We start from the raw sequence: 22500 nt of genomic DNA, 5'->3' as shown, positions 1-22500 counted from the left end.
CGTCAGCGCAGTCGCGCCGCGGGAGCGGTGCGGGCACGGAGCAGGCGGGCACGGAGCAGCACGGCCACGCTCGCGCCTGCGGCGAGCACGACGAGTGACCACGCCACCGCGCCCACCGCCCCGGCGGGGTGGACCACCGGCTGTCCGACCGCGGCCTGCACGGTGAGGAGCACGGTACCCGCCGCCCACGCGACCGCGACGACGACCACGATCCGCACCTGCGTGGTCGGGTGTGCCAGCCACGGCAGGCGCCGACCGGCGGCGGCGACCAGGAGCGCCACCAGCGGGAGCACCTGCAGGGCGTGCATGCCGACGAAGTGGGCGACCCGGTAGTCGCCGCCGACCGTGCTCCACCCGAGCAGCGGCACCCCGGGTCCGCCGTCCGCGATCCCCACCGTGTGGGCGCCGACGATCCCGTCCGGAGCGGTGAGCTGGGTGGGGGTCGGGCCGGTCATCAGGAACGCGACCCCGATGCCGCCGAGCGCGATGACGGCACCGGCACGGACGGCGACCGTCAGTGCCGGGGTGGGCAGGCGCAGGAAGAACAGCGCGATCGAGGTGACGAAGGTGCAGAGGTAGAGCGTCGTGATCGCCACCGCCATCACCGCCCACACCACCACGTGCACGCTGTTCGACACGTTGAAGTGACTCGTCGTACCGGTCGCGGCGGCCCACACGATGAGCACCTGTTCCACCACCAGGGCCACGGCGACCACGGTGCCGAGTCGGCGAGCCAGCGTCCGCCACTTCGGCAGGTGGGCGATGAGCCACGCCCACGTGACGGCGTAGAGCAGGATCGACAGCGAGAACTTCAGGGGCTTCATCCACGCCGGTGCCCCGAGGATGGTCCGGGGATCCACGACGAGTCCGACGAGGCAGACCGCGGCGGACACGACCATCAGGCCTGCCACGGCCATGAGTGCCGGGTGCCACGCGACCGCTCGGCGGACGGCGCCGATCACCGGGTCACGCTCCGGGCGTGCAGCAGGGCGGCGGCCACGACGTCGGCGGTGGGGGTCGGGTGCACGCCGAAGGTCTGCTCGAACGCCGACGAGTCGAAGACGTAGGGGTCGGTGTACTGGTACCGCAGCTCGAGCGTCTCGCGGGCGGACGTGTTGAACAGCGCACCGAAGCGCAGCGTGGCCGACGACATCACGGCCGTGCGAGCGGCGGGTACCCCGGCGAGCTCGACGTACTGCCGCCCGGTCAGCGCCGGGGCGGTCGGCAGGTGCCAGGTCCGGCCCGTCGCACGGTCGTCGGTGCCGAGGACCACGAGCGCGTCGCCGACGTCGGTCGTGGCGGTGAGGGAGTGCGGCTGGTCGGCGTCGAGCAGCCAGGTCGGGCGCTTGCCGGCGGCGATCCGGTCGACGACGAACCCGTTGAACACGCTCGTCGTCGCCCCGGGGCCGGTGAAGTCGGCGCTCCGCCCGATGGTGACGGCCAGTCCGCGTTCGGCCGCGGTCCGCAGCTGTTCGAGGGCGGCCGCGCGCACCGCACCCTTCCGGCCGGAGGGGTTGATCGGGGTCGCCTCGGTCATCGGCCCGGACACGCGGCCGTAGGCGTAGACGTTGTCGAGGTACACCAGGTGGGTGCCCTCGGCCAGGGCTGCCTCGACGACGTTGTCGACGATCCGCGGCCACTGGTCGGCCCAGACCCCCGACGAGTACGGCAGTCCGGCGACGAGGTACGCGACGTCGGCGCCGTGCAATGCGCGGCGGACGGCGGTGGGGTCGAGCAGGTCGGCGATGAGGTGTTCGGGGGTGGCGTTGGCGCTCTCGCTCTCGTTGTTGCCTGCCGTTGCTGGTGTCGACGGGCGCCGGCCGACGGACACGGCGGCGACGTCGTGCTCGCGGAGAGCTCGGAGCGTCTCGCGCCCGACGACACCGTTGCCGCCCAGGACGACGTGCAGCGGAGCGGTCATGCGCCGGCCTGGTCCGCCTCGGCGACGGGGAACAGCTCGTGGGTGGCGTCCTGCTGCGCCAGGCGCCGGAGTCCTGCGAAGAGCGGATCGCCGAGGACGGTGCCGATCACCATCAACTCCGCCATCGCGGTCCGGCCGTCGCGGTCCTGCAGCGCGGCGACGTCAGCACGTGCCGCGCTCGCCGCTGCCGACACGTAGGCGTCGAGGTAGTCGTCCGGAGCGTCGAACCCGATGGTGCGCAGCCCGTCGAGCGCCCGGGCCGCGGTCTCGAGTCCCGGGTTGTCCGATGTCGCGCACCAGCCGGCGGCCGACACCCGTTCCTCGATCCGGGTACGGGCCTCCGGGGTCGCCTCGGACTCGGGGGAGCGCGGGGTGGTCATCGCGTACTGGGCGACGGCGAAGACCTCGGCCAGCGGTGCGGTCTCGGCATCGAGCACGGCCAGGACCTGCTTCGTCACGGCGACCGAGAGCCCGCCGGTCTCCAGGAGTGCCCGGACGAGCCGGACCCGTTCGACGTGCCGGTCGTCGTAGGCGGTCTGGTTCGGCGCCGACTTCTGGCCGGGAGGCAGCAGGCCTTCGCGTTGGTAGTACTTGACGGCGGTGACCGGCGTGGCCGCCGCTCGGGCAAGTTCAGATATTCGCACTATCGGAGAGTAGCGGTATCTACCTGTGTCCACAAGGCTCTCGCCTCCGAGTGAGCAGGTGAGGGTGTGTCAACCTGCCAGTCTGCCTGTGCCTCCGCGCAGATCGGCACGCGGGGCATTGTCATGTCATACTCAGCGAAGCAGCACGACCGGCCGTCGGCGGGTCCCTGCTCGCAGGGCTTCGTCTCCTGCACTTGCCGCTCCCAGCAGGTCGAGCACCACGTTCTCCGGTCGATGCGCCGCGCCCTTCCCCGGGGCGTGGCTGCCAGCAGCTCATCGAGCTGTCCGCCCGCACGTGGTCGACGCAGATCCGACGTTCGACGTCGCAGAGAGCACACCATGAAGAAGATCATCACCGCCTCGATCATCGGCGCAGCGGGCGTCGCCCTCCTGCTCGGAGGCGCCGGCACCTTCGCGCTCTGGAACTCCAGCGCCGAGACCGCCGGGGGCACCATCGTCGCCGGCGCACTCTCGATCAAGCCGACCACACAGGCGGCGAGCTGGACCGTCAACGGCGGGTCGCCGCTCTCGACACTGGACGGCTACCCGATCGTGCCGGGCGACGTCGTCACCTACTCGCAGGACATGGTCGTCACCGCGAACGGCAAGGGATTGAAGGCCACCCTGGCCGTGGACCCGGCATCGGTCGAGGCCACCTCGACGTCGGCTCCGGCGGACGTCGCACTGGCGAAGTACCTGTCGGCGAACGCGGTGCTCACCGCGTCCGGTGACGGGGTCTCCGGTGCCGCTGCGCCTTACAAGGTGACCGGGCAGACCGGCTCGCAGCAGGACGTCCGCGTCGGCGTGACCATCGCCTTCCCGAAGAGCACCACCCCCGGTGTCGAGGACGGCACGCAGAACGGGTCGGTCGACCTCGACGCCATCGCCGTGACCCTGACCCAGGCGTGAGCCGCCGGCGCCGAGGGGGCGCGATGACCGGCTGGCCGACGGCGACGTTGCTCGCCGTCGCCGCGGTGGGGATCGTGGCGGTCGTCGCCATCTCCACCGACGGTGGCACGTTCGCCCTCCTCAGCGCCCGGTCCTCGACCGAGCCCGCGACGATCACCGCCGGGTCCGCGGACCTGTCGCTGAGCAGTCTCGCGCTGCCGTCCGCACCGCTCTACCCCGGTGCCACCGAGTTCGGCGTGGTCACCGCGACGAACACCGGCGACGTCCCCCTCGACCTCGGTGTCGCGATGGCGCGAGCCGGCACGACGACGTCGGCCTCCGGCGTCCGCAGTGACCTGCGGGTGACCGTCGGCGCTGCGACGTCGGCGGCCGTCTGCCGAGCCGGCAGCGTGCGCCCCACGTGGTCCGGCACGCTCGACTCGACCTCGCCGCGGTCCGCGGGCATCGCGCTGCCCCCGGGCGCCGCCGTCGTCCTCTGTCTCGCCGTCGCGATGCCGGCCGACGCAGCCGCCTCGCAGCAGGGCCTCTCCACCGACTTCACCACGACCATCAGCGGGACGCAGGCAGGATCATGACCGACCGCACTTCGCGTCGACGCGTGCTCCTGCTCGGAGCGACGGCCGCCGCGGTCGTCGCGCTCGAACTCGTGAGCGGCGGGACGGCGTGGGCGACGTGGACCGCCCCGGCACAGTCCGTCCGGGCCGCCGCGACGACCGGCTCCGTCTCGGTCGGCATCCGCGGCGTCGAGGACCTCGCCACGACGTACTCCTCGGCCGCGCTGTCCCACACGGCGCTCGTCACGGTGTCGAACTCGGGGTCCGTCCCCGCCACCACCTCGCTCTCGCTCGCGGCGACCGCCGGGTCAGCGGTGTCGAGCGCCGTCCGGGTCGACGTCTGGCAGTCCACGAACGCCAACCCCTGCTCCGGTGCTCCGTCGAGTGCGGCGATCACCGGTTCGGGCACGACGATCGCCCCCGTGGTCGCCACCCTCGCCGCCGGCGCGAGCCGTTCGACCTGTGTGCGGACGTCGGTCAGCCAGGGCCAGCGCTTCGACCTCTCCGGAGGCTCGACCACCCTGGACGCGACCGTCACCGCCCGCCAGGGGGCCTGGGTCGGCACCGCGCACGCCCGCGCCGCCCAGAACGTCGCCGACACCGTCACCCCGTCGGTGCCGTCGAAGACCGCCGAGACCGACAGCAGCATCACCGTCACCTGGGCAGCGCCCGCGGACACCAGCGGCATCGGGTCCTACGCCGTGTACCGCGACGGCGTCCTGGTCAGCGTGACGTCGGCGTCCGTCCGGTCCTTCACCGACACCGGTCTGCGGGTCTCGAAGTACTACGCGTACACGGTGCGAGCGGTCGCCAGCGGGGCGGGCGGCCACGCGTCACCGTCGTCTCCCGGCATCCAGCACGCCACCGGCTGGTACACGTCCACGAGCCGGTACGTCCTGCGGAACGACGCCACCGGCACGTGCGTCGCGAGTGGTGGGTCGGCGTCCGGCTCGCCGCTCACCACGACGTCCTGCACGACCAGCGCGACGCAGACCTGGCGCTTCACGCCCGAGGACGACTGGCTCCGGATCACGTCTCCGTCGAACCCGTCGCTGCACTGGGACGCCCCGAGTGACCGCTCCGCCCTGCTCCGTCCCGACAACGACATCAGCGCCCAGAAGTGGACGGCCGAAGCGGTCGGCGCGGGCAGTGGGCTCTTCCGGTTCCGCAACCGGAACGACCTCTGCCTGACGGCGTCGAGCGGGTCCGCCGCCACCAACCCGATGACGGTCGCCGACTGCAGCACGTCCGGACTCCAGCTGTTCTCCCTCCGGGCCACGTCGTGACGACCGCAGTGTTGCAGGCGAAGCCGGAGCGGGAGCCGCAGCCGCAGCCGCAGCCGCAGGGTGCCCGCTGGTCGAGCGCCCTCCGGCTGCTGGGGCAGACGGCCGCGGTCCTGCTCCTGATCGCCGTGGTCGGGCTCGCGGCGCTGGCGATCCTCGTGCCGCGGATCACCGGTTCGGTGCCGCTCACCGTGCTGACGAGCTCAATGGAGCCGGGGATGCCACCGGGCACCCTGGCGGTCGTCCGCCCGGTGGACCCCTCGGACATCGGTGTCGGCGACATCGTCACCTACCAGATCCGGGTCGATCGGCCCGGCGTGATCTCGCACCGCGTGGTCGCCGTCGCGATCGGCGCCGACGGTCGCCGCCTGTTCACGTTCAAGGGCGACAACAACTCCGCCGTCGATCCCGAACGGGTCGTCGCCGCGCAGGTCATGGGGCGGGTCTGGTACTCGATCCCCGGCCTGGGGTTCGTGAACACCGCCGTCGCGGGCGACGCGCGCGCCTGGCTCGTGCCGACGCTGGGCGGCGTGATGATCGGCTACGCCCTGCTGCTGGTGATCCGCTCGGTCGCCGTCACCGGAGCCCGCGGAACGTCGCACGGACGTCGTCGACGAGCAGCTCCGGCTGTTCGAGCATCGCGAAGTGGCCGCCGCGCGCGACCTCGTTGAAGAACACCAGGTCCGTGTACCGGCGCGCTGCCCAGCGGCGCGACCGCGGACGTACTCGCCGGGCATGATGCTCAGCCCGACCGGCAGGGTCAGTGGTTCCTCGACGGTGCCCGGGGTGGCCCAGCCGGTCCGCGTCGCCTCCCAGTAGATGCGCGCCGAGGACGCAGCGGTGTTCGGCAGCCAGTACAGCAGGACGTCGTCGATGATCTCGTCGAGCGGGAAGAGCCGTTCGGCATCGCCGTGTTCGTCGTGGGAGCCGCCGACGTCCTGGAACATCGCGTAGATCCACGACGCCAGCCCGACGGGGGAGTCCGCCAACGAGTACCCGATGGTCTGCGGGCGGGTCGACATCTGCTGCGAGTAGGCCGACAGCTCCTGCCAGTAGTGGCCGCTCTCCTGCAGCATGACCTGCTCGTCGGGGGAGGCGTTCCGGGCTTCGTCGTCGGTCGGCATGAACAGCGCCATGTTGAGGTGGATCCCGGCGAGCCCGATGTCCCCGGCGGCCTGCAGTGCCGCGAGCTCCGCGGTGACGGTGGCGCCGAGGTCGCCGCCCTGGGCGAACCAGTCCGTGTACCCGAGCCGGGACATCAGTGCCGACCAGGCCCGCGCGGTCCGGGCGGTGTTCCACCCGGTCGTCGTCGGCTTCCCGGAGAAGCCGAAGCCGGGCAGGCTCGGGGTCACGACGTGGAAGGCGTCCGCCGCGTCGCCGCCGTGCGCCACCGGGTCGGTGAGTGGACCGATCGCGTGGCGGAACTCCAGGACGGAACCGGGCCAGCCGTGGGTGAGCAGGAGCGGACGGGCACCGGGGACGGCGGACCGGACGTGCAGGAAGTGGACCTCGAGCCCGTCGATGTGGGTCGTGTACTGGCCCCAGCCGTTCAGCAGCGCCTCGGTCCGGCGCCAGTCGTACTCCGTCGTCCAGTGTTCGACGAGGGCGCGGATCTTCTCGAGTCGGGGTCCCTGCGAGGTGTCCCCGACGGTCTCGGCATCGGGCCAGCGGGTGGCCAGCAGACGGCGGCGCAGGTCGTCGAGCTCCACCTGGGGGACGTCGAGGGTGAACGGGGTGATGGCTGCGGTGTCCGACATGGGGTCCTCGGCTGCTCGGCGTCAGGGCGGCTGTCCGTCTTGATCGCAGATGATCTTTGCACAAGACGATCTTGTTCCGGTACGGTCTCCGGTATGGACAGTCCGACGCCGACCGACGCACTCCCCGAGATCGACTGGGGTGCTGAGGGCATCGAATCCGAACTCGGGTGGGCGCTGCCGCTGGCGCTCCAGGGCTTCACGCGTTTGGGCAGCGAGGCGGTCGCCGACGTGCCGGGAGGTCCCCGTGGCTACCAGGTGCTCGTCGCGACCACGACCGAGGAGCCGTCGTCGCAACTCGGGCTCGCGCAGCGCCTCGGGATCGACAAGACCCAGATGACCTACATCGTCGACGCGCTCGAGGCGGGCGGGTTCGTCGAGCGCCGCCCCGCCCCGACGGACCGGCGGGTGCGGCAGGTCCACCCCACCGACGCCGGCCGTGCCCTGCTCGCCCGGACGCGGTCCGCCCTGCGCGGCGCCGAGGGCGTGCTCATGCGGCACCTCGACGACGACGAACAGACGACGCTGCGCCGGCTGCTGGCCCGCGTCGCGCTCACCGCCGGGCTCGGCACCGCCGGACCGGACCAGGCAGACCCCACGTTCCAGCACCCCCTCGCCGTCCCGGAGCGATCCCGACGGCGCACCGCGACGACCACGTCGACCACCACTGCAGTGAGGCCCCGCCCATGACCACCACCATCCTCGTCGCCGGCGCCACCGGCGACCTCGGGCATCGCATCGTCCGCGAGCTCACCCAGCACGACGTGCGGGTCCGGGTCCTCACCCGGCCCGGCAGCAGGACCGCCGCAGAACGCTTCGGCGACGACGCCCGTGTCGACGTGGTTGCCGCCGAGTACGGCGACCACGACGCCCTGACCCGGGCCGTGAGCGGCGCCGACGTCGTGGTCTCCGCCGTGAGCGGGACCCGCCCGGTGATCGTCGACGCCCAGCGCGCGCTGCTCGCGGCGACCGTGGCGGCGGGCGTCCGGCGGTTCATCCCGTCCGACTACTCGGCCGACTACCGGCGGATCGCACCCGGCACCAACCGCAACTTCGAGCTGCGGCGCGAGTTTGCCGCCGACCTCGACGCGGCCCCGGTGCAGGCGACCTCGATCCTGACCGGCATGTTCACCGACCTGCTGACCGGCGAAGCCCCGATGATCCTGTCCGGCCGTCGGCTCGTGCTGTTCTGGTCGTCGGCGGACCAGGTGCTCGACTTCACCACGAAGGACGACGTCGCCAGGGTCACGGCGCTCGCCGCCCTGGACGACGATGCTCCGCGGGTGATCGAGATGGCGGGCGACCAGGTCACCGCACGCGACGTCGCACGCACCATGAGGGAGCTGACGGGGGAGCGCTTCCGGCTGCAGTGGGCCGGCACCACCGGGACCCTGTCCGCAATGAGCGCCGTCGGCAAGCGCCTGTCGAAGGACCCCGACGAGACGTTCCCGGCATGGCAGGGGATGCAGTACTTCGTGAGCATGTTCAGCGGGCAGGCGCAGCTGCACCACGTCGACAACGACCGCTACGGCGTGCAGTCGTGGACGAGCGTCCGTGACGTGCTCCGCGCGCACCTCAGTGGGCAGGGCCACCCGGCGACGGACTGACGGGCGCGGTGTGCGGTCGTCGGCGGCGGAGCAGGAACGCGAGACCGACGACGACGACCGGCACCAGCGCGAGCGCGGCGAGCCAGACGAGGACGTCCCACTCCGGTGAGAGCGGCACGCCGAGCGTGCTCGACGAGGTCCGCCACACCTGGTCGCCGGGCCCCTCGTGCTCGTCCATCCCCGTGACCGGGAACAGCAGCGCCGTCACGATCGCCCAGCCGACCAGCACCACGACGGCGATCAGCGTCCAGGGACGCGTAGCGGACGGGGCGGACATCTGTGTCACCGGACCGCAGTCCGCGAGCGCTCGGCCCGGGTGCCCCACCACGTGGCGACCAAGGCTGCGGCTCCCAGTGCGAGCCCGACGACGCCTGATCCGAGACACGGGATGAGGGCGAGGCCGAGGCCGATGTTCGCGCCGCCGCCCTCCGGGCCGTAGGACGCGTCGTACATCAGCGCCCCGACGCCGAGGAACCCCACGGCGAGGAGCACGGTGCTGACCCAGTGGAGTGTGCGGGCTGTGGTCATGGCGGTTGTTCCCCTCGAGAGTGCGGTTGACGAATCCTCGCACGGCTGTTCCGCCGCACATTCCTGGAGCGGTATCAGTCGATCGGCACGCGGCCGGCTCGGGCCGCCCGGACGATCTGCCAGACGCAGACCGCGAGCACGACGGCGCCGGTGACAGCCGCGACCCACGTGCCGGCGACACCGATCATCGGCGTGGTCGTGCAGGAGCTCGTGCCCGCTCCGGGGACGGCGTCGAGACAAGTGGTCGTCTGGACCACCAGCAACATCGACACCGTCACGGTGACGACCACCGCGATCGTGGCCCACCCCACCACTCGTTCCACCGTGCGCTCCGTCCTGCCTGCCATCGGTGGCTCAACCATGCCGCACGCCGGGCCGGACGGGTGTCTCGATCCGGCAACGAATCGGCCGTGCCGACAGGCGGACGGGAGGCCCGGTGCCAGCTGGCACCGGGCCTCCAGTCCGTCAGCCGCTCGCGGTGACCGCATCGCTCACGCCACGACGGCGGCCGGCGGCATCGGTCCGACGATCGCCGCGACGTCCCGTCGCCGTGCGGCGCCGGTCCGCACCCCGTGCGCCACCGACAGGGACACGGCTGCGGCGACGATCCACGCACCCAACGTGAGGAGCGCGCCCGTCGCGCCAGCCCCGTCGAAGTAGCTGAACCCCGTGACGGCGCCGAACGCGGCACCCGGCGGGAGGGCCTGTCCGACGGTGGCGAGCACGGGTGGCAACAGGTGGGTGCTGATCGTCGCACCGCTCGTCGCGTTGCCGAGGGTTGTGAAGAGGAGCGTCGAGACGATCACGCCCATCGGTCCGACGATCGAGGTGATCGCCATCGTGGACAGCGAGACGGCGACGGCGAGGAGCGAGAGCACCACGATCACGGCGCCCGTCGCTGCGGGGACGGCGCCGTCGATCGGCCCGGCGATGACGGCGACCACCGCGGCTGCGGCGATGCTCCCCACCACCGTGACGACGATCCGGGTGCGGAGGCGCGCGAGGGCGCCGAGTGAGTTCATGACCTGCGCCAGGATGAACGCCGCCAGGGTCGTGCCGAAGACCAGGTAGAACCCCGCGATCCCCTGGGCATCGTTCGTCGCGAGCGGGACGACGTCCTGTGTGCGGGTGACGGAGGCACCGGCACCGGCCGCGACCCCGGAGAGCATCGTGGTCGCGGCGGTCGTCGCGCTCCGTCCCTCGGCGCCTGCCGTGTACAGGGACCAACCGTCGCTGCCGGGGACGAGGGCTGCGACCGCATCGCGGGACCGGACGAGGTCGCGTGCGTCGGAGGGGGAACCGGCGGTGCGCACGTCGGCGCGGTCGCCGAGCGCCTTGCCCGCCGCGTCGGCCACCTGGGTGCCGACGACGGCGATGGGCAGGTGGTGTGGTGTCGGGGCCTTCTGCAGGCCGATGTACAGGCCGGCGAACGCTCCGGCGACGGTCATCGCGACCAGGACCTGGGTGACGAGGACGGGCAGCACCCGGCGGACCGGGGGGAAGCCGGCAGACTTCGCAGCGCTGTTAGTAATCGATTCATTACTCATGGAATCGGATGATACCCTCGCGGCATGACGACAGCAAGGGGTCCGGTCCAGAAGGGTGCGGAGCGCATGGCCGGCAGCCAGCGGCGCGAGGCCACCCTGACCGCGGCGGCCGCCGTGTTCGCCCGGCAGGGGTACCACGGCGCGACCACGGAGCGCATCGCCCAGGCCGCGGGCATCAGCCAGCCGTACGTCGTCCGGATGTTCGGCTCGAAGGAGAACTTGTTCCTCGCCGTCGTCGACGGGTGCCTCGAAGCCGTGCTCGACGCGTTCCGGGCGGCGCTCGACGACGGGCAGCCGGGCACCGTCGCGTCCCGCCTCGGCGCTGCGTACCGTGCGCTCGCGACCGAGGACGGCGTGCACCTCATCGTGATGCAGTCGTACATGCTCGGTGCCGACCCCGTCGTCGGACCGGTCGCCCGAGACGGCTTCACCCGGATCCTGCACTTCCTGGTCGAGGAGGCCGGGCTGTCGGAGTCCGCGGCGGAGTCGTTCCTGGCCAAGGGGATGCTCATCAACACGCTGCTCGGCATCCGGCTCGGGGACCAGGACGACCCGCTCGCGCAGCGGTTCACCCAGACGGTGTTCGACCCGGAACCCGCAGCACCCGGGCCGACCGACCGCTGACCAGACCGGTCGTCAGGCGACGCGCTCGACCCGTTCGACGAGCTCCCTGACGGCGTCCGTCGCGCTCGGGCGCTGCGCGGTCTCGTCGCTCAGTCGCCATGCCGCGGCGAAGTGACTGCGCTCCGCGAGCATCCGGTGCACCGCCGGGCCGACCGCCGACGGCTCGTCGACCACGACCGCGACACCGGCCTCGGCGGCACGGGCAGCGTTGATGAACTGGTCCGCGCCCTGCGGGAGCAGCACCATCGGCACGCCCACGCTGGCCGCGGCGAGCACCGTGCCGGCGCCGGCCGCTGCGACGACCAGGTCCACGCCCTCGAGCAGCTCGCGCATCGGGCGGAACGGCACGAAGTGCACGTGCTCGCTGTCGTCGAGGCGCTCGCCGATGACCCCGACGGTCGCCACCAGGTCGGCCTCGTCGGGCTGGAACCCGTCGAGGATCGCCGTCAGCAGCGCGGCGTCGCCGAAGACCGTGCCGAGGGTGACGAGCACCCGCGGTCGTCCTCCGCGCACCGAGACCGGTGCGAGCGGCTCGGCGGCGGCGGCGGTGTCGGGTCGGCTGTGCGGTTCGGAACGGAACGGGATCGTGACGGGCGGCTGCGTCCACCCGGGTGCCTGCAGCGACACCGGCGTCGGGTCGAGCAGGGCGATGGGCGGGGTGGGCACCACTGCTCGCTCGGCGTAGCGGGGGAGGACGAGCTCGGCCATCGGGCGGCGGAACTCCTCGGGGACCTCGGGGCCGAAGGCGACGATCGCGTACGGCACGCCGAGTTCCGCGGCGACGAGCGGTCCGACCAGGTCGACGGCGTCCGCGACGACCACGTCGGGCGGCCACCCGCGCGCTGCGCGCTCGGCGTCGTCGGCGGTCAGGTCGACGCGGGTGCCAGCGAAGAACTCGGCGACGGCCGCCGGTTCGGGCCGGTTCGCGGGGTCGCTGCCGGGGATGCGGCGGGCCACCTCGGCGAACAGGTCGGGAGGCATGGGTCCGGCCGCCAGGACCGGCACCGTGGGCAGTTCGGTCGCCATGGGCTCGCGCATCCCACCACTGGTGAGCAGGGCGACGTCGTGGCCGGCCGCCTGTGCGGCACGGGCGAGCGGGACGAGGGGCAGGAGGTGTCCGAGTGCGGGGACGCCGGAGAAGAGGATGCGCAAGAGGGGTCTTCCTGGTTCGGGGTCAGTCGGCGGCGAGGACGAGCGGGATGCTGCGTCTGCGTCCCGCGAGGAGGGGGATCGTGCCGGCGGCCACCATGAGCACGAGGCTCACGAGGGCGGCCGGAAGGGCGGCTCGCAGACCCAGGTGGGGCTGCGTGCCGGGGACGGTGACCGCGAGCGCGACGGCTTGTCCGCAGCCGGTCAGCACGAGGACGACGGCGGCGACGAGGACCGCGGTGCCGACGAGGATGACGGACTCCCAGGCTGCGCGGGCGAGCACGGTGGCGCGGGACCCGCCGGCGGCCTCGACCAGCGCGGCCTCCTGCTCGCGGGTGCGTCCGGCCATCAGGACGGTGGCGGCCGCGCCGAAGAGCGAAACGAGCAGCGGCCCGCCGAGCATGAGCAGGACGCTCTGCAGGTCGAGTCCACCACCCGATGACGACCCCGTGGTCCGGTGCACGGCGTCACCCAGGGTGTCGAAGCCGGCGAAGAGGCTTCCGGGCAGGGCGATCGTGATGACGAGCGCGCTCACCGTGGCGCTGCTCCGGTCGACGGAGAACGCGGCGGCGTTGCGTGCGAGGAACCACGATGCCGATCGGTGCGTGGGCACCACCGCGGTCCATGCCCGGAGGGCGACCGGGAACACCGCGTGGCCGATCGCGGTGCAGGCCGCCGTCAGGAGCGGCCCGATCAGCAGCACCTGGCCACCGGTCCGGACGCCGGCGTCGACGATCGAGCTGGTCAGGAGCCCGGCGAGCAGCAGTGCGACGGCACTCGCGGCCCAGCGGGTCCAGGTCGTCCGGGTGCGGACGGACTCGGGCTCCCGCAGGACCTCGATCGGGCGGACGAGACCGGCTCGGCGCGACGGCCGGAGACTGCTCAGGACGACGACGAGCGTCACCGCGAGCACGACCGCGACGGCGCTGGTCGGTCCGAACCCTTCGTCGAGGTCCCGGAGCCCGTCGGACTCCGACAGCCCGAAGTGCAGGAACGCCGGCACGAACGGGGCCACGACGAGGCAGCCGATCGTGCTGCCGACCAGTGCCACGACGGCGAGCTGCAGCCGGACGACGACCGTGACCGTGCGGGACGGCACCCCCACCAGCTGCCAGAGCGCGTAGCCCCGCCGCTGCAGGTCGATCGTCAGGCGGGTGACGCTGCCGAGGACGGCGGTGACGGCGATGATCGTCAGCACGACGACGAGCGAGGCGAGCGTGGCGAGGCCGCCGGCCCGGAGCAGGTCCGTCGGCCTGCCTGACCCGATGAGCGCGAAGCCGGTCTCGAGCATCCCGGCCGCGATGGCGGCAGCCGCCGCGGTGGCTGCGCTGACGACGAGTGCGCCGATCCAGATGCCGGCGTTCTGCCGCAGGTCGCTCAGGACGAGTCGGAGCACGTCAGGCCTCCTGCGCGGCGGCGGTCAGTGCTTCGAGGACCGCGGCGGCGTCCGGGTGCGCCAGCTCGCGGTGCACGGCCCCGTCGCGCAGGACGAGCACACGGTCGGCACGCGCAGCCGCTTCGAGGTCGTGCGTGACCATCACCACCGACCTGTCACCGTCGGCCACCCGGCGCAGCAGGTCGAGGACCGCGTCACCGGCGGTGGTGTCGAGCGCGCCGGTCGGCTCGTCGGCGAACACGACGTGCGGTTCGGACGCCAGGACCCGGGCGATCGCGACCCGCTGCTGCTGCCCGCCGGACAGCGCGCCCGGTCGGTGGTCGCCGCGGTCGGCGAGTCCGACCGAGGCGAGCGCCGCGTCGACCTGGTCCGCGGAGACCGGCCGGTGGGCGAGGCTGGCGGGCAGCGCGATGTTCTGCCGCGCGGTCAGCGACGGGATGAGGTTGAAGGACTGGAACACGAAGCCGACCGTCGAACGGCGGAGTGCCTGCAGTTGCTTCGGTCGGAGGGTCTCGAGGCGTTGCCCGGCGATCGACACCGATCCGCTGTCGTAGGGCTCGAGGGCGGACAGGCAGTACAGCAGCGTCGACTTGCCGGAGCCGCTGGGGCCGACGACGGCGACGAACTCGCCCGGCAGCACGGACAGTGAGACACCCCGGAGCACCGGGACCCTCGACTGTTCCGGCCCGGGGAACGACTTCGTCAGGTCGTGTGCCTGCAGGAGGGGTTCGGTCATGGTGTCAGTCCGTCTCGTTCTCGTCGTCGTTCTCGGGTGTCGGACCGCAGGATGCCGAGGACCCGCGCGTACCGACGCTCCTGGTAGACCCCGTGCACACCGGCGAGCAGGACGGCCGTGACCACCCCGGTCGCCAGGGACCCGGACGGCGCCCACGTGCTCGCGGTCAGCAGTGCCGCCCCGGCACCGGCGACGATGCAGTTCACGACCGCGATCGCGCTCGACAGCGTGAAGAACACCCCGTGCCAGGACAGCCGGAGCCCGATGTCGAGCAGCTCGTTCGGCGCGATCCGGTCCTCGGGCACCGGGAAGTACCGCCGGGCGCCGGGCAGGATCGTGCCGTACCAGCGGCGGATCCGCTGCATCGCGGCGAGGGCGACCACGTCCTCCAGCGAGGTCTGGACGAGTCGCTCGTAGGTGAAGACCCCGAGCAGCACGACGACCGGGATCACCACGGCGAGGTAGCCCGTGGCGAAGTCGGTGTCGGCCAGGAACCCGAACGCCACCAGGGCGCTCGACAGTGTCGTCAGGTAGATCGCTGCCCGGGTCGACGACTCCGAGACGGTGATGCCGCGCGCGGTCTGGAGCACGAAGTGCTCGGTCACGAGGGCCGTGAAGAACGCGCTCGGCGCGTCCGGCAGCCGCGCAGCCGCGTGGTCGGCGGTGTCGTCGGCGGAGCCTTCCGGCATGGGCGCCTCCCGGTGGTCGTCGTGGTCGCGACCCGATGCCGGGTCGCCGCCACGAGGCTCGCAGCTGGTCCGCCCACGGTGCATCCGTTGCGTGACGTAACCCGTGCCTCCAGGTCGTCGCCCGGTGCGTCAGTCCGTCGGACCGGACGCCGCCAGCGCGGCCGCCAGCTCGGTGCGACTCGTCACGCCGAGCTTGGGGAACACCTTGTACAGGTGGGTGCTGACGGTGCGGTGCGACAGGTAGATGCGGTCCGCGATCTCGCGGTTCGTCATGCCGGCGGCGGCGAGCCGCGCGATCTGCAGCTCCTGGGGTGTGAGCCGTTCGCGTGTCGGCGCCGTCGTGCTGTCGGCCCGTTCCGGGGCCTCGCCGGCTGCGCGGAGTTCCGCCGCGGCGCGGGCGGCGAAGCCCGCGGTGCCGGCGGCGTCGAACGCGTGGAGCGCCTCGCGGAGGTGCAGCCGAGCCTCGACCACCCGACGCTCGCGGCGGAGCCACTCGCCGAACAGCAGCTGGGTCCTCGCCAGTTCGACCGGGGAGTCCGCGAGGCGGCCGGCCTCGATCGCGCGGGCGTAGAGGGACTCCGGGTCCGCGCCGCCCGCGCCGTCGGTGTCGGTTCCCGTCGAGTCCGTGCCCTCGGCGAGCAGGGCCCGGCTCCGCACGACGAGGGCGGTCAGGTGCGCGGACCCGGTGGTACGGGCGACCGCCTCGGCCTCGGCGAGGTTCTCGACGACCGAATCGGGTCGACCGCCCCGGACCGCGGCCTCGGCGCGGTCGGCGATCGCCCACAGGGACCGGGTCGCGTGGACGGTCATGTGCGTGAACTCGATCTGGGCGTCCCGGTGGCGCCGCTGACCGAGGGCGACCAGTCCCGCTGCCCACCGCGCGTCGGCGCTGGCCAGGGCGAGCCGCCCGCCGTGCGCGAACTCCGAGCCCTCGCGCAGGGCGGCCAGCGCGGCCTCGTCGTCGCCGAGCAGGGCGTGGCCCCGGGCGAGCGTGGCGTAGGCCATCCCGGCGATGAGCGGGAGCTGGACGTCGCGGGCGATGCGGACGGCGTACTCGGCGTCGGCCAGACCGTCCCGCACCCGCCCGCGCAGCATGAGCACCGTCGCCCGGCCGCGGAGCGCCTGGGTCTCGTCGGCGACGGCGCCGAGCTGGTGTGCACGCTCGTACGCCAGCTCCCAGCACGTCAGCGCGGTCTCGAGGTCCTGCTGGGACTCGGCTGCGATCGCGAGGGACGCCATCGCGAGCGGTTGCTCGGTGAGCTGCGGCACCAGGTGTGCGAGTTCGGTGCGCAGGTGCTGGGCGGAGCCGAGCGGCGCCAGCACGGCGAGGGCCACCGACTTCAGCGGGCTCGCCGAGCGTGTCGCGAGCAGGGCCGCCTCGATGTCCTTCCACTCCGATCGCGGCAGGTTGCGGCCGCGGGCGTTGAGGGCCGCCGCCCAGAGCACCCGCACGAGCCGGTCCGCGTGCTCCGGGCCGGCGAGCACGGGCCGGATCCGGCGGAGTTCGATGCGTGGTCGACCGGCAGCACCCGTGGTCAGGCTCAGCACCGTCTGCGTGACGGCGGTCTCGGTGACCGTCTCGGGGTCGGCGGCGAGGGAGTCGACCTGCTCCAGGAGCTCGATCGCCTCGGCCGTCATGCCTGCGGCCCGTGCGGTCTCGGCAGCCCGGCCCAGCCGACGTGCCCGACCGGTGACCCCCTGCGACAGGGTGGCCGCACGCTCGTAGGCCCGGACCGCCTCGGGGCGGGCACCCCGTTGTGCCGCGCGGTCCGCGGCGGTCTCGAGGTCGGCGGCGATGGACTCGTCCCGCTCGAACGTCGCCGAAGCCCGGTGCCAGGCGGCGCGCATGCCGTCGGTGACCACCGACGCGAGTGCCCGGTGCGCCGCGGACCGTGCAGCGGCCGAGGCGTTGCCGATCACCGCCGAGCGCAGGAGCGGGCGGCGGAAGCGCAAGGAGACGAGGTCGGTGCGGAGGAGCCCGAGTTCCTCGAGCGGCTCGAGGTCGTCGACCCCGAGGTCCATCGTGCGGGCCGCCGCCATGACGTCCTGCAGGCCGGCGTCGTCGGCCGCCGCGGCGAGCAGCAGGAACGAGCGGCTGCCGGACGGGACGGCGGCGACCTGCTCGAGGAACGCCTGCTCGAGCCGCCGCGTGGTGGGGAGCCGGGACGCGATGGTGGCCGGGCCGCCCGTGGTCCAGGTGACGGGCAGTTCGTGCAGGGCGAGTGGGTTGCCGCCGGCCTCGGCCAGCACCCGTCGCCGGACCGAGGTGGACAGGGTGCCGGCGTGGGCGTCGAGCAGGGCCTCGGCGGCGTCGTCGGCGAGCGGTCCGAGCTCGAACCGCGTGAAGCTGCACGGGGGCACGGCGTCCGGGGCGTGTCCGGTCCGGACCGCCGCGATGACGACGACCGGGGTGTGCGTGAGCCGGCGTCCCACGAAGTCGAGCACCTCGGTGGTGGACCGGTCGAGCCACTGCAGGTCCTCGGCGCGGACGAACACCGGACGGTGCGACGCGGCCTCCTCGAGCAGCCCGAGCGTCGCGGTGCTCACCAGCAGGCGGTCCGGACTCGGGCCGTCCTCGACCGCGAGGGCCGTGAGCAGTGCGGTGCGCTGGCGCGGCGGCAGGGCAGACGCGAAGGGGAGCAGTGGGTGGAGCAGCTCGTGCAGGCCGTCGAAGCCCACGCTGTTCGCCCCCTGGATGCCGGTGCAGGTCAGCACGCGGAAGCCGGTCCGCCGCGCGTGCCGCTCGACGGCGGCGAGCAGCGTCGTCTTGCCGATGCCCGCCTCACCCTCGACCAGGACCGCGGCGCCGCGCTCTGCCGCTTCGTCCTCGGCCGCCCCGTCCGCAGTCACCGCCGCGGCGTCGTCGAGCAGGCGCGTGAGGGCCGCGAGTTCGTCCGCGCGGCCGAACAGTGCACGGTCGGGGAGCGGCGGTGACACGGCTCGTTCGGCGTCCACACGCTGCCCTTCGCTCGTTTAGGTGATCTTTCACCTAAGTTACGTCGCGCTGGTGCGTGAGGGCAAGCGGAGCTAGGGGTGGTCGGCCGGTCGGGGCAGGGTGCCGTGCTCGAGCACTGACTCGTACACGCGCTCGAGCACGTCGGCGAAGCCCGCCAGCTCGTCCTCGCGCAGGTCGCTGAAGAACATGTCCTTGACGAGTTCGGTGTGGCGCGGCGTGGCTTCGCGGAGCGTCCGCCAGCCCGTGTCGGTCAGGGCGACGGCGGTGGTGCGCCGGTCGTGCTCGCTCCGACGGAGTTCGAGGAACCCGCGTTCGGCCATGCGTTTCGCGTGGTGCGAGGCACGGCTGCGCTCCCACCCGATGCGGGTCGCCAGGGCCGACATCGTCATCTCGCCGCCCGGCTCGCTCGTGAGGGCGACGAGGACGTCGTAGTCGGCGAGCGAGATGTCGCTGTCGGCGCGCAACTGCCGGTTCATCTCGTACCGCAGGCGCAGCTGGAGCTTCATGTAGGCGTACCAGGTCCGCACCTGCTCGGCGCTCATGTAGGCGTACGGGGACTCCGGGGGCACCTCGTGCTGCATCGACATCGCCCGTGTCCTCCTGCCTCGCCCACCGTCCAGACGCCCGACCATCATCGCAGGGTGCGTGACACTGCGGCGGGTCGGGCGTCTGCGGGTGGATTCAGCTGGTCAGCAGCGTGTAGACCTTCGCGATGCGGTCACCCTCGACGAAGCAGATGTCCATCCCGGACACGACGGGCGGCGCTCCCTCCGGTCCGAAGTGCCAGGCGAGGTACCCCATCCCGTGGTTCTCGTAGACCGGGCCGGCCGGCGAGAACACGAAACCGGGAGCCTCGTCGAGCAGGCGCTGCGCCTTGGTGTGCAGGGCGTCGTGGCCGGTGACGACCTCGTCGGGGTCCAGGAACTCGACGTCGGGGGCGTAGGTCCGCTCGATGGCGGCGCGGCGGCGGTCCGGGTCGCGTTCCCCGAACACCTCGAACAGGTTGGCGTGCATGAGCGATTCGAGCGGTTGCGACATGGTGTCTCCGTCGGTGGTCGGTGGTCGGTGGTCGGTGTCGGTGTGCGGTGGCGGTCTCAGTCACGTGTGCGACGGGGACCGGTCGGTCCAGTCGAAGACGAGGTCCCGGTGGGCGATCGCCCACGCGCCCTCGACCCGGACGAACCGGTCGAGGTAGCGGATGGACATCGTCAGGAGCACCCGCTCGCCGCCGTCGTGCAGGACGTGGAACGCGACGCAGTACGTCTCGCCGTCGGCGGTGTCGGGCCCCGTGAACCGGATCGTGGACTGGCCGTTGAGGTACGTCGTCACGTCGTACCGGGCGATCAGTCCGGCGAACGTCTCGGCCAGGTGCGCTCGACCGTGGATCGTGTCGACCGGCTCGTGCGAGGAGGGGTCGCCCTCGTACAACACGACGACCCCGTCCTCGGTGAACACGGACGCCTCGAGCACGGCGTCGCGTCGGTCGGCCCCGCGGGCGTAGGTCGCCAGCAGCGTCCGGATCTCCTCGCGCGCGACGAGCGTCTCGAGCGTCTCCGGGGTGCTCGCGCGGGCACGCTCCTGCTCAGGCAAGGGCGGCACGGAGCGACGCGGTGGCGAGCATCAGCGCGTGCTTCGCGGCCTCGGTGTCGTGCAGTGCGTTCACCATCACGAAGTCGTGGACGATACCGCCGAAGCGGGCGTTCGTCGCCTTGACGCCGGCTTCGCGCAGGCGTGCCGCGAAGGCCTCGCCCTCGTCGCGGAGCACGTCGGCCTCACCGGTGATGACGAGGGTGTCGGGCAGCGTCGCGAGCACCTCGAGCGGTGCGCGGAGCGGCGACACCGTGGGCAGGGCGCGCACGGCCTCGTCGGTCGTGTACTGGTCCCAGTACCACTGCATGCCGGCACGGGTGAGGAAGTAGCCCTCGGCGAACTCCTCGTACGAGCCGGTGTCGAACGCGGCGTTCGTCACCGGGTAGAAGGCGACGAGCTTCACGAACTCGACGTCCCCGCGCTCGGCGGCGAGGAGCGCCAGGGCGATCGCCATGTTGCCGCCGACCGAGTCGCCCGAGACCGCGAAGCGCGAGGCGTCCAACCCCTTCTCGCCGCCCTCCTTGACGACCCACTGGGCTGCGGCGTAGGACTGCTCGAGCGCGACCGGGTGGCCGACCTCGGGGGAGCGGTCGTACTCCGGGAACACGACGGCGGCGTTCGACCCGATGGCGAGGTCGCGCACCAGGCGGTCGTGGGTGTGGGCGTCGCCGAAGACCCAGCCGGCACCGTGCACGTACAGGATCACGGGCAGGTTCGCGGTGGTGCCGGCCGGCTTGACCAGGCGGATCTTCACGGTGCCGGTGGGACCGCCCTCGATCTCCAGCCACTCCTCGTCGACCTCGGGCTTGAAGATCGGGGAGTCCTGCACGGAGTCGACCGCCTTGCGTCCCTCGGCGGGCGGCAGGTCGTTCAGGAACGGCGGGTTCGACGTCGCGTCGACGAACTCCTGGGCGGCGGGCTCCAGGGCGATGTGCTTCGGGTTTCCGGTCATGGTGGGCTCCTCGTGGATCGCTGGTGACGGATGGTGCGTGGCGTGCTCCACGCTGACAGGAGGCCCGTCCCGGCAGCATCCGTCAGGTGACGTATCCGGAACCCAGCGTCCAGAGCCGCTCCGCGTCACCGTGGTCCAGCGCGTACCGCGCCACCCCGCGGTCGTGGCCGGTGCCGTCGTCGAGCACGGGCGACTCCTGGTTGTCCTCGAAGTACCGCCCGGTCACGCCGGCGACCAGAGGGGAGGCGACCAGCAGTGCCGACGTCGCCGCGCCCTGCGCCGCGGTCTTGAAGAACGGCTGCTCGATCCGGTTGCCGTCGTCGTCGAGTGCGCCCATCGCCCGGAGCGTCGCGTCGTCGAGGTGGCGCTGCAGCCGGGTCCTGATCCAGCCGGGCATGACCGCGTTCGCGGTGACGCCGTGCTCCGCCCAGCGGTCCGCGACGCCCACCGCGAGGAGCACGTCGGCCGTCTTCGACTGCGCGTAGGCGGTCCACCGGTCGTACGGACGCACGGCGAAGTGCGGGTCCTCGAAGTGGAACGGGGAGCGCAGGTGCGCGGTCGAGCTCACCGTCACCACCCGGGCGGACCCGGCGGCGAACAGGTGTTCCCGCAACCCGAGCAGCAGGGCGAAGTGGCCGAGGTGGTTCGTCGCGAGCTGCATCTCCCAACCCGATGCCGCGAGTTGCTTCTCGGGCAGGGCCATCACGCCGGCGTTGGCGACCACCCCGTCGACCGTGCCCTGCCACGCGTCCGTGAACCGGCGCACGGAACCGAGGTCGCTGAGGTCGAGCGCACGTGGCACGACCAGGCCACGGGCCTCCAGGTCGGCGAACGCCGCGTCCGCGCGGGCCGTGTCGCGCACCCCGACGACGACCTCGGCTCCGGCACCGGCGAGGGCGCGGGCGGTCTCCGCGCCGATGCCGGAGGCGCCGCCGGTCACCAGGTACCGGCGGCCGTGCAGGTCCACGTCGGCGAGGACGTCGGCCGCGGTGGCGGACGCGGAGAAGGGGGTGCGGACGGGATCAGACATCGTCGCGTTCCGTCCGTGCCGTGGCGAGCCGCTCGAGGATCCGGGCCAGCTGCTGCGGCATGTCGCCGGGCTTCCGGGCGGTGACGAACTGGCCGTCCTCGACGACCGGCTCGTCGATCCAGGTGCCGCCGGCCGCATGGACCTCGTCGGCGACCTCGCGCCAGGACGTCAGGCTGCGTCCGTCGACCAGCCCGGCGGAGGCCAGGACCTGGGGTCCGTGGCACACGGCACCGATGAGTCGGCCCGTGGCGGCGAAGTCCCGGAGGAACGCCAGGGCCTCGGGGACGGTCCGGACCTCGGCCGGGGCCAGGCCGCCGGGGATGAAGACCGCGTCGTAGTGCTCGGCGGTGGCGTCCGCGACGCGCTGCAGCCCGGTCCGCAGGGACAGGCCGACGTACCCGGTGACGGTCCCGCCGTCGGGCGTCAGGACGTCGACGTCGTAGCCGGCCTCGACGAACCGGTAGTAGGGGTAGAAGAACTCGACGTCCTCGACGCGGTCCGCGGTGACGATCGCGATGCGGCCGATGGGCGGTCGGTCGGCGCGGATCGCGGCACGGTTGTCGGTGACGCGGGGGTCGGTGGTGGTGGGCACGGTGGTCACTCCTTCGGTTCCGAGGTCGTTGCCTCGGCT

Annotated in this window: 25 protein-coding genes and 1 pseudogene; 7 read left to right on the top strand and 19 right to left on the bottom strand. The window is 72.7% G+C overall.

The annotated features are described in order from the left end of the window. Positions 1-2 precede the first annotated feature (2 nt). Genes DEJ04_RS06250 through DEJ04_RS06240 form a run of 3 tightly spaced genes read right to left on the bottom strand, consistent with a single transcriptional unit; the run spans position 3 to position 2565 of the window. Positions 3-962 (bottom strand): hypothetical protein, encoded by a 960-nt coding sequence (locus DEJ04_RS06250; RefSeq protein ID WP_258371322.1) that lies wholly within the window; start codon positions 960-962, stop codon positions 3-5. Further along, entirely contained in the window at positions 959-1921 is a 963-nt protein-coding gene (locus tag DEJ04_RS06245; protein WP_111046549.1) for an NAD-dependent epimerase/dehydratase family protein, read from the bottom strand. Before DEJ04_RS06245 ends, DEJ04_RS06250 begins: the two co-directional genes overlap by 4 nt. Next, entirely contained in the window at positions 1918-2565 is a 648-nt protein-coding gene (locus tag DEJ04_RS06240) for a MerR family transcriptional regulator (RefSeq protein ID WP_111046548.1), read from the bottom strand. Before DEJ04_RS06240 ends, DEJ04_RS06245 begins: the two co-directional genes overlap by 4 nt. 339 nt (positions 2566-2904) lie before the next feature. Between DEJ04_RS06240 and DEJ04_RS06235 the strand changes: the two genes are divergently transcribed. The 4 genes from DEJ04_RS06235 to DEJ04_RS18850 are packed head-to-tail and all read left to right on the top strand — an operon-like array spanning position 2905 to position 5982. After that, positions 2905-3474 carry an alternate-type signal peptide domain-containing protein gene (locus tag DEJ04_RS06235; RefSeq protein WP_111046547.1) on the top strand — a complete coding sequence of 190 codons (570 nt, stop codon included), beginning with the start codon at positions 2905-2907 and terminating at the stop codon, positions 3472-3474. Between the two features lie 23 nt (positions 3475-3497). Next, the gene (locus DEJ04_RS06230; protein WP_111033127.1) at positions 3498-4049 is read left to right on the top strand and encodes a hypothetical protein; all 552 of its coding nucleotides are present in this window, start codon (positions 3498-3500) and stop codon (positions 4047-4049) included. Further along, entirely contained in the window at positions 4046-5314 is a 1269-nt protein-coding gene (locus DEJ04_RS06225; protein WP_111046546.1) for an RICIN domain-containing protein, read from the top strand. Before DEJ04_RS06230 ends, DEJ04_RS06225 begins: the two co-directional genes overlap by 4 nt. Further along, a complete protein-coding gene (locus tag DEJ04_RS18850) occupies positions 5311-5982 on the top strand; it encodes a signal peptidase I (protein ID WP_181433039.1) in 672 nt (223 codons plus the stop codon). Before DEJ04_RS06225 ends, DEJ04_RS18850 begins: the two co-directional genes overlap by 4 nt. A 483-nt stretch (positions 5983-6465) precedes the next feature. Here DEJ04_RS18850 and DEJ04_RS18845 read toward each other — a convergent pair. Continuing rightward, positions 6466-7068: pseudogene (locus tag DEJ04_RS18845) on the bottom strand (epoxide hydrolase family protein); the annotation flags it as partial. Between the two features lie 93 nt (positions 7069-7161). Between DEJ04_RS18845 and DEJ04_RS06210 the strand changes: the two are divergent. Further along, complete coding sequence (locus tag DEJ04_RS06210) at positions 7162-7755, top strand: MarR family winged helix-turn-helix transcriptional regulator (protein WP_071404274.1); 594 nt, start codon at positions 7162-7164, stop codon at positions 7753-7755. Next, positions 7752-8672 carry an NmrA family NAD(P)-binding protein gene (locus DEJ04_RS06205; RefSeq protein WP_111046544.1) on the top strand — a complete coding sequence of 307 codons (921 nt, stop codon included), beginning with the start codon at positions 7752-7754 and terminating at the stop codon, positions 8670-8672. The genes DEJ04_RS06210 and DEJ04_RS06205 overlap by 4 nt, the downstream gene beginning before the upstream one ends. On the opposite strand, the gene DEJ04_RS06200 is transcribed toward DEJ04_RS06205, so the two are convergent. The 4 genes from DEJ04_RS06200 to DEJ04_RS06185 form a co-directional block, all read right to left on the bottom strand. Continuing rightward, complete coding sequence (locus DEJ04_RS06200; protein ID WP_111046543.1) at positions 8641-8949, bottom strand: hypothetical protein; 309 nt, start codon at positions 8947-8949, stop codon at positions 8641-8643. The two genes, DEJ04_RS06205 and DEJ04_RS06200, sit on opposite strands and share 32 nt — an antisense overlap. A gap of 5 nt (positions 8950-8954) precedes the next feature. Continuing rightward, on the bottom strand, positions 8955-9200 hold the full coding sequence (locus DEJ04_RS06195) for a hypothetical protein (protein WP_111024494.1): 246 nt from the start codon (positions 9198-9200) through the stop codon (positions 8955-8957). A 74-nt stretch (positions 9201-9274) separates the two neighbouring features. Further along, on the bottom strand, positions 9275-9523 hold the full coding sequence (locus tag DEJ04_RS06190) for a hypothetical protein (RefSeq protein ID WP_146248653.1): 249 nt from the start codon (positions 9521-9523) through the stop codon (positions 9275-9277). Positions 9524-9691: 168 nt separating this feature from the next. Then, entirely contained in the window at positions 9692-10747 is a 1056-nt protein-coding gene (locus tag DEJ04_RS06185; protein ID WP_146248652.1) for a hypothetical protein, read from the bottom strand. Between the two features lie 24 nt (positions 10748-10771). Here DEJ04_RS06185 and DEJ04_RS06180 point away from each other — a divergent pair, with 24 nt between their 5' ends. Beyond that, positions 10772-11371, top strand: a complete 600-nt coding sequence (locus DEJ04_RS06180) for a TetR/AcrR family transcriptional regulator (RefSeq protein WP_111046540.1) — start codon at positions 10772-10774, stop codon at positions 11369-11371. Positions 11372-11383: 12 nt separating this feature from the next. Here the strand turns inward: DEJ04_RS06180 and DEJ04_RS06175 are convergent, their stop codons facing one another. The 11 genes from DEJ04_RS06175 to DEJ04_RS06125 form a co-directional block, all read right to left on the bottom strand. Next, positions 11384-12523: a glycosyltransferase gene (locus DEJ04_RS06175; protein WP_111046539.1), complete on the bottom strand. Its 1140-nt coding sequence runs from the start codon at positions 12521-12523 to the stop codon at positions 11384-11386. A gap of 22 nt (positions 12524-12545) precedes the next feature. Beyond that, on the bottom strand, positions 12546-13916 hold the full coding sequence (locus DEJ04_RS06170) for an FtsX-like permease family protein (RefSeq protein WP_111046538.1): 1371 nt from the start codon (positions 13914-13916) through the stop codon (positions 12546-12548). Between the two features lies 1 nt (position 13917). Next, entirely contained in the window at positions 13918-14652 is a 735-nt protein-coding gene (locus DEJ04_RS06165) for an ABC transporter ATP-binding protein (protein WP_111030393.1), read from the bottom strand. Next, a complete protein-coding gene (locus tag DEJ04_RS06160; protein WP_111046537.1) occupies positions 14649-15341 on the bottom strand; it encodes a hypothetical protein in 693 nt (230 codons plus the stop codon). The genes DEJ04_RS06165 and DEJ04_RS06160 overlap by 4 nt, the downstream gene beginning before the upstream one ends. 129 nt (positions 15342-15470) lie before the next feature. Beyond that, entirely contained in the window at positions 15471-18296 is a 2826-nt protein-coding gene (locus DEJ04_RS06155) for a LuxR family transcriptional regulator (protein ID WP_220035549.1), read from the bottom strand. A 72-nt stretch (positions 18297-18368) separates the two neighbouring features. Beyond that, positions 18369-18884, bottom strand: a complete 516-nt coding sequence (locus tag DEJ04_RS06150) for a MarR family winged helix-turn-helix transcriptional regulator (RefSeq protein WP_111030391.1) — start codon at positions 18882-18884, stop codon at positions 18369-18371. A gap of 94 nt (positions 18885-18978) precedes the next feature. Further along, positions 18979-19335, bottom strand: coding sequence for a nuclear transport factor 2 family protein (locus DEJ04_RS06145; protein ID WP_244993449.1), 357 nt, complete (start codon positions 19333-19335; stop codon positions 18979-18981). A 60-nt stretch (positions 19336-19395) separates the two neighbouring features. Continuing rightward, the gene (locus DEJ04_RS06140; protein ID WP_181433040.1) at positions 19396-19887 is read right to left on the bottom strand and encodes a nuclear transport factor 2 family protein; all 492 of its coding nucleotides are present in this window, start codon (positions 19885-19887) and stop codon (positions 19396-19398) included. Further along, positions 19880-20839, bottom strand: a complete 960-nt coding sequence (locus DEJ04_RS06135; RefSeq protein WP_111030389.1) for an alpha/beta hydrolase — start codon at positions 20837-20839, stop codon at positions 19880-19882. The genes DEJ04_RS06140 and DEJ04_RS06135 overlap by 8 nt, the downstream gene beginning before the upstream one ends. A gap of 82 nt (positions 20840-20921) precedes the next feature. After that, on the bottom strand, positions 20922-21869 hold the full coding sequence (locus tag DEJ04_RS06130) for an SDR family NAD(P)-dependent oxidoreductase (RefSeq protein WP_111046536.1): 948 nt from the start codon (positions 21867-21869) through the stop codon (positions 20922-20924). Further along, positions 21862-22461, bottom strand: a complete 600-nt coding sequence (locus tag DEJ04_RS06125) for a type 1 glutamine amidotransferase domain-containing protein (protein ID WP_220035548.1) — start codon at positions 22459-22461, stop codon at positions 21862-21864. Before DEJ04_RS06125 ends, DEJ04_RS06130 begins: the two co-directional genes overlap by 8 nt. Between the last annotated feature and the right edge of the window lie 39 nt (positions 22462-22500).

It is taken from the genome of Curtobacterium sp. MCLR17_044, from assembly GCF_003234435.1.
GTDB classification, from domain to species: Bacteria; Actinomycetota; Actinomycetes; order Actinomycetales; family Microbacteriaceae; genus Curtobacterium; species Curtobacterium flaccumfaciens.
This window is presented reverse-complemented; position numbering and strand designations above follow the sequence as displayed.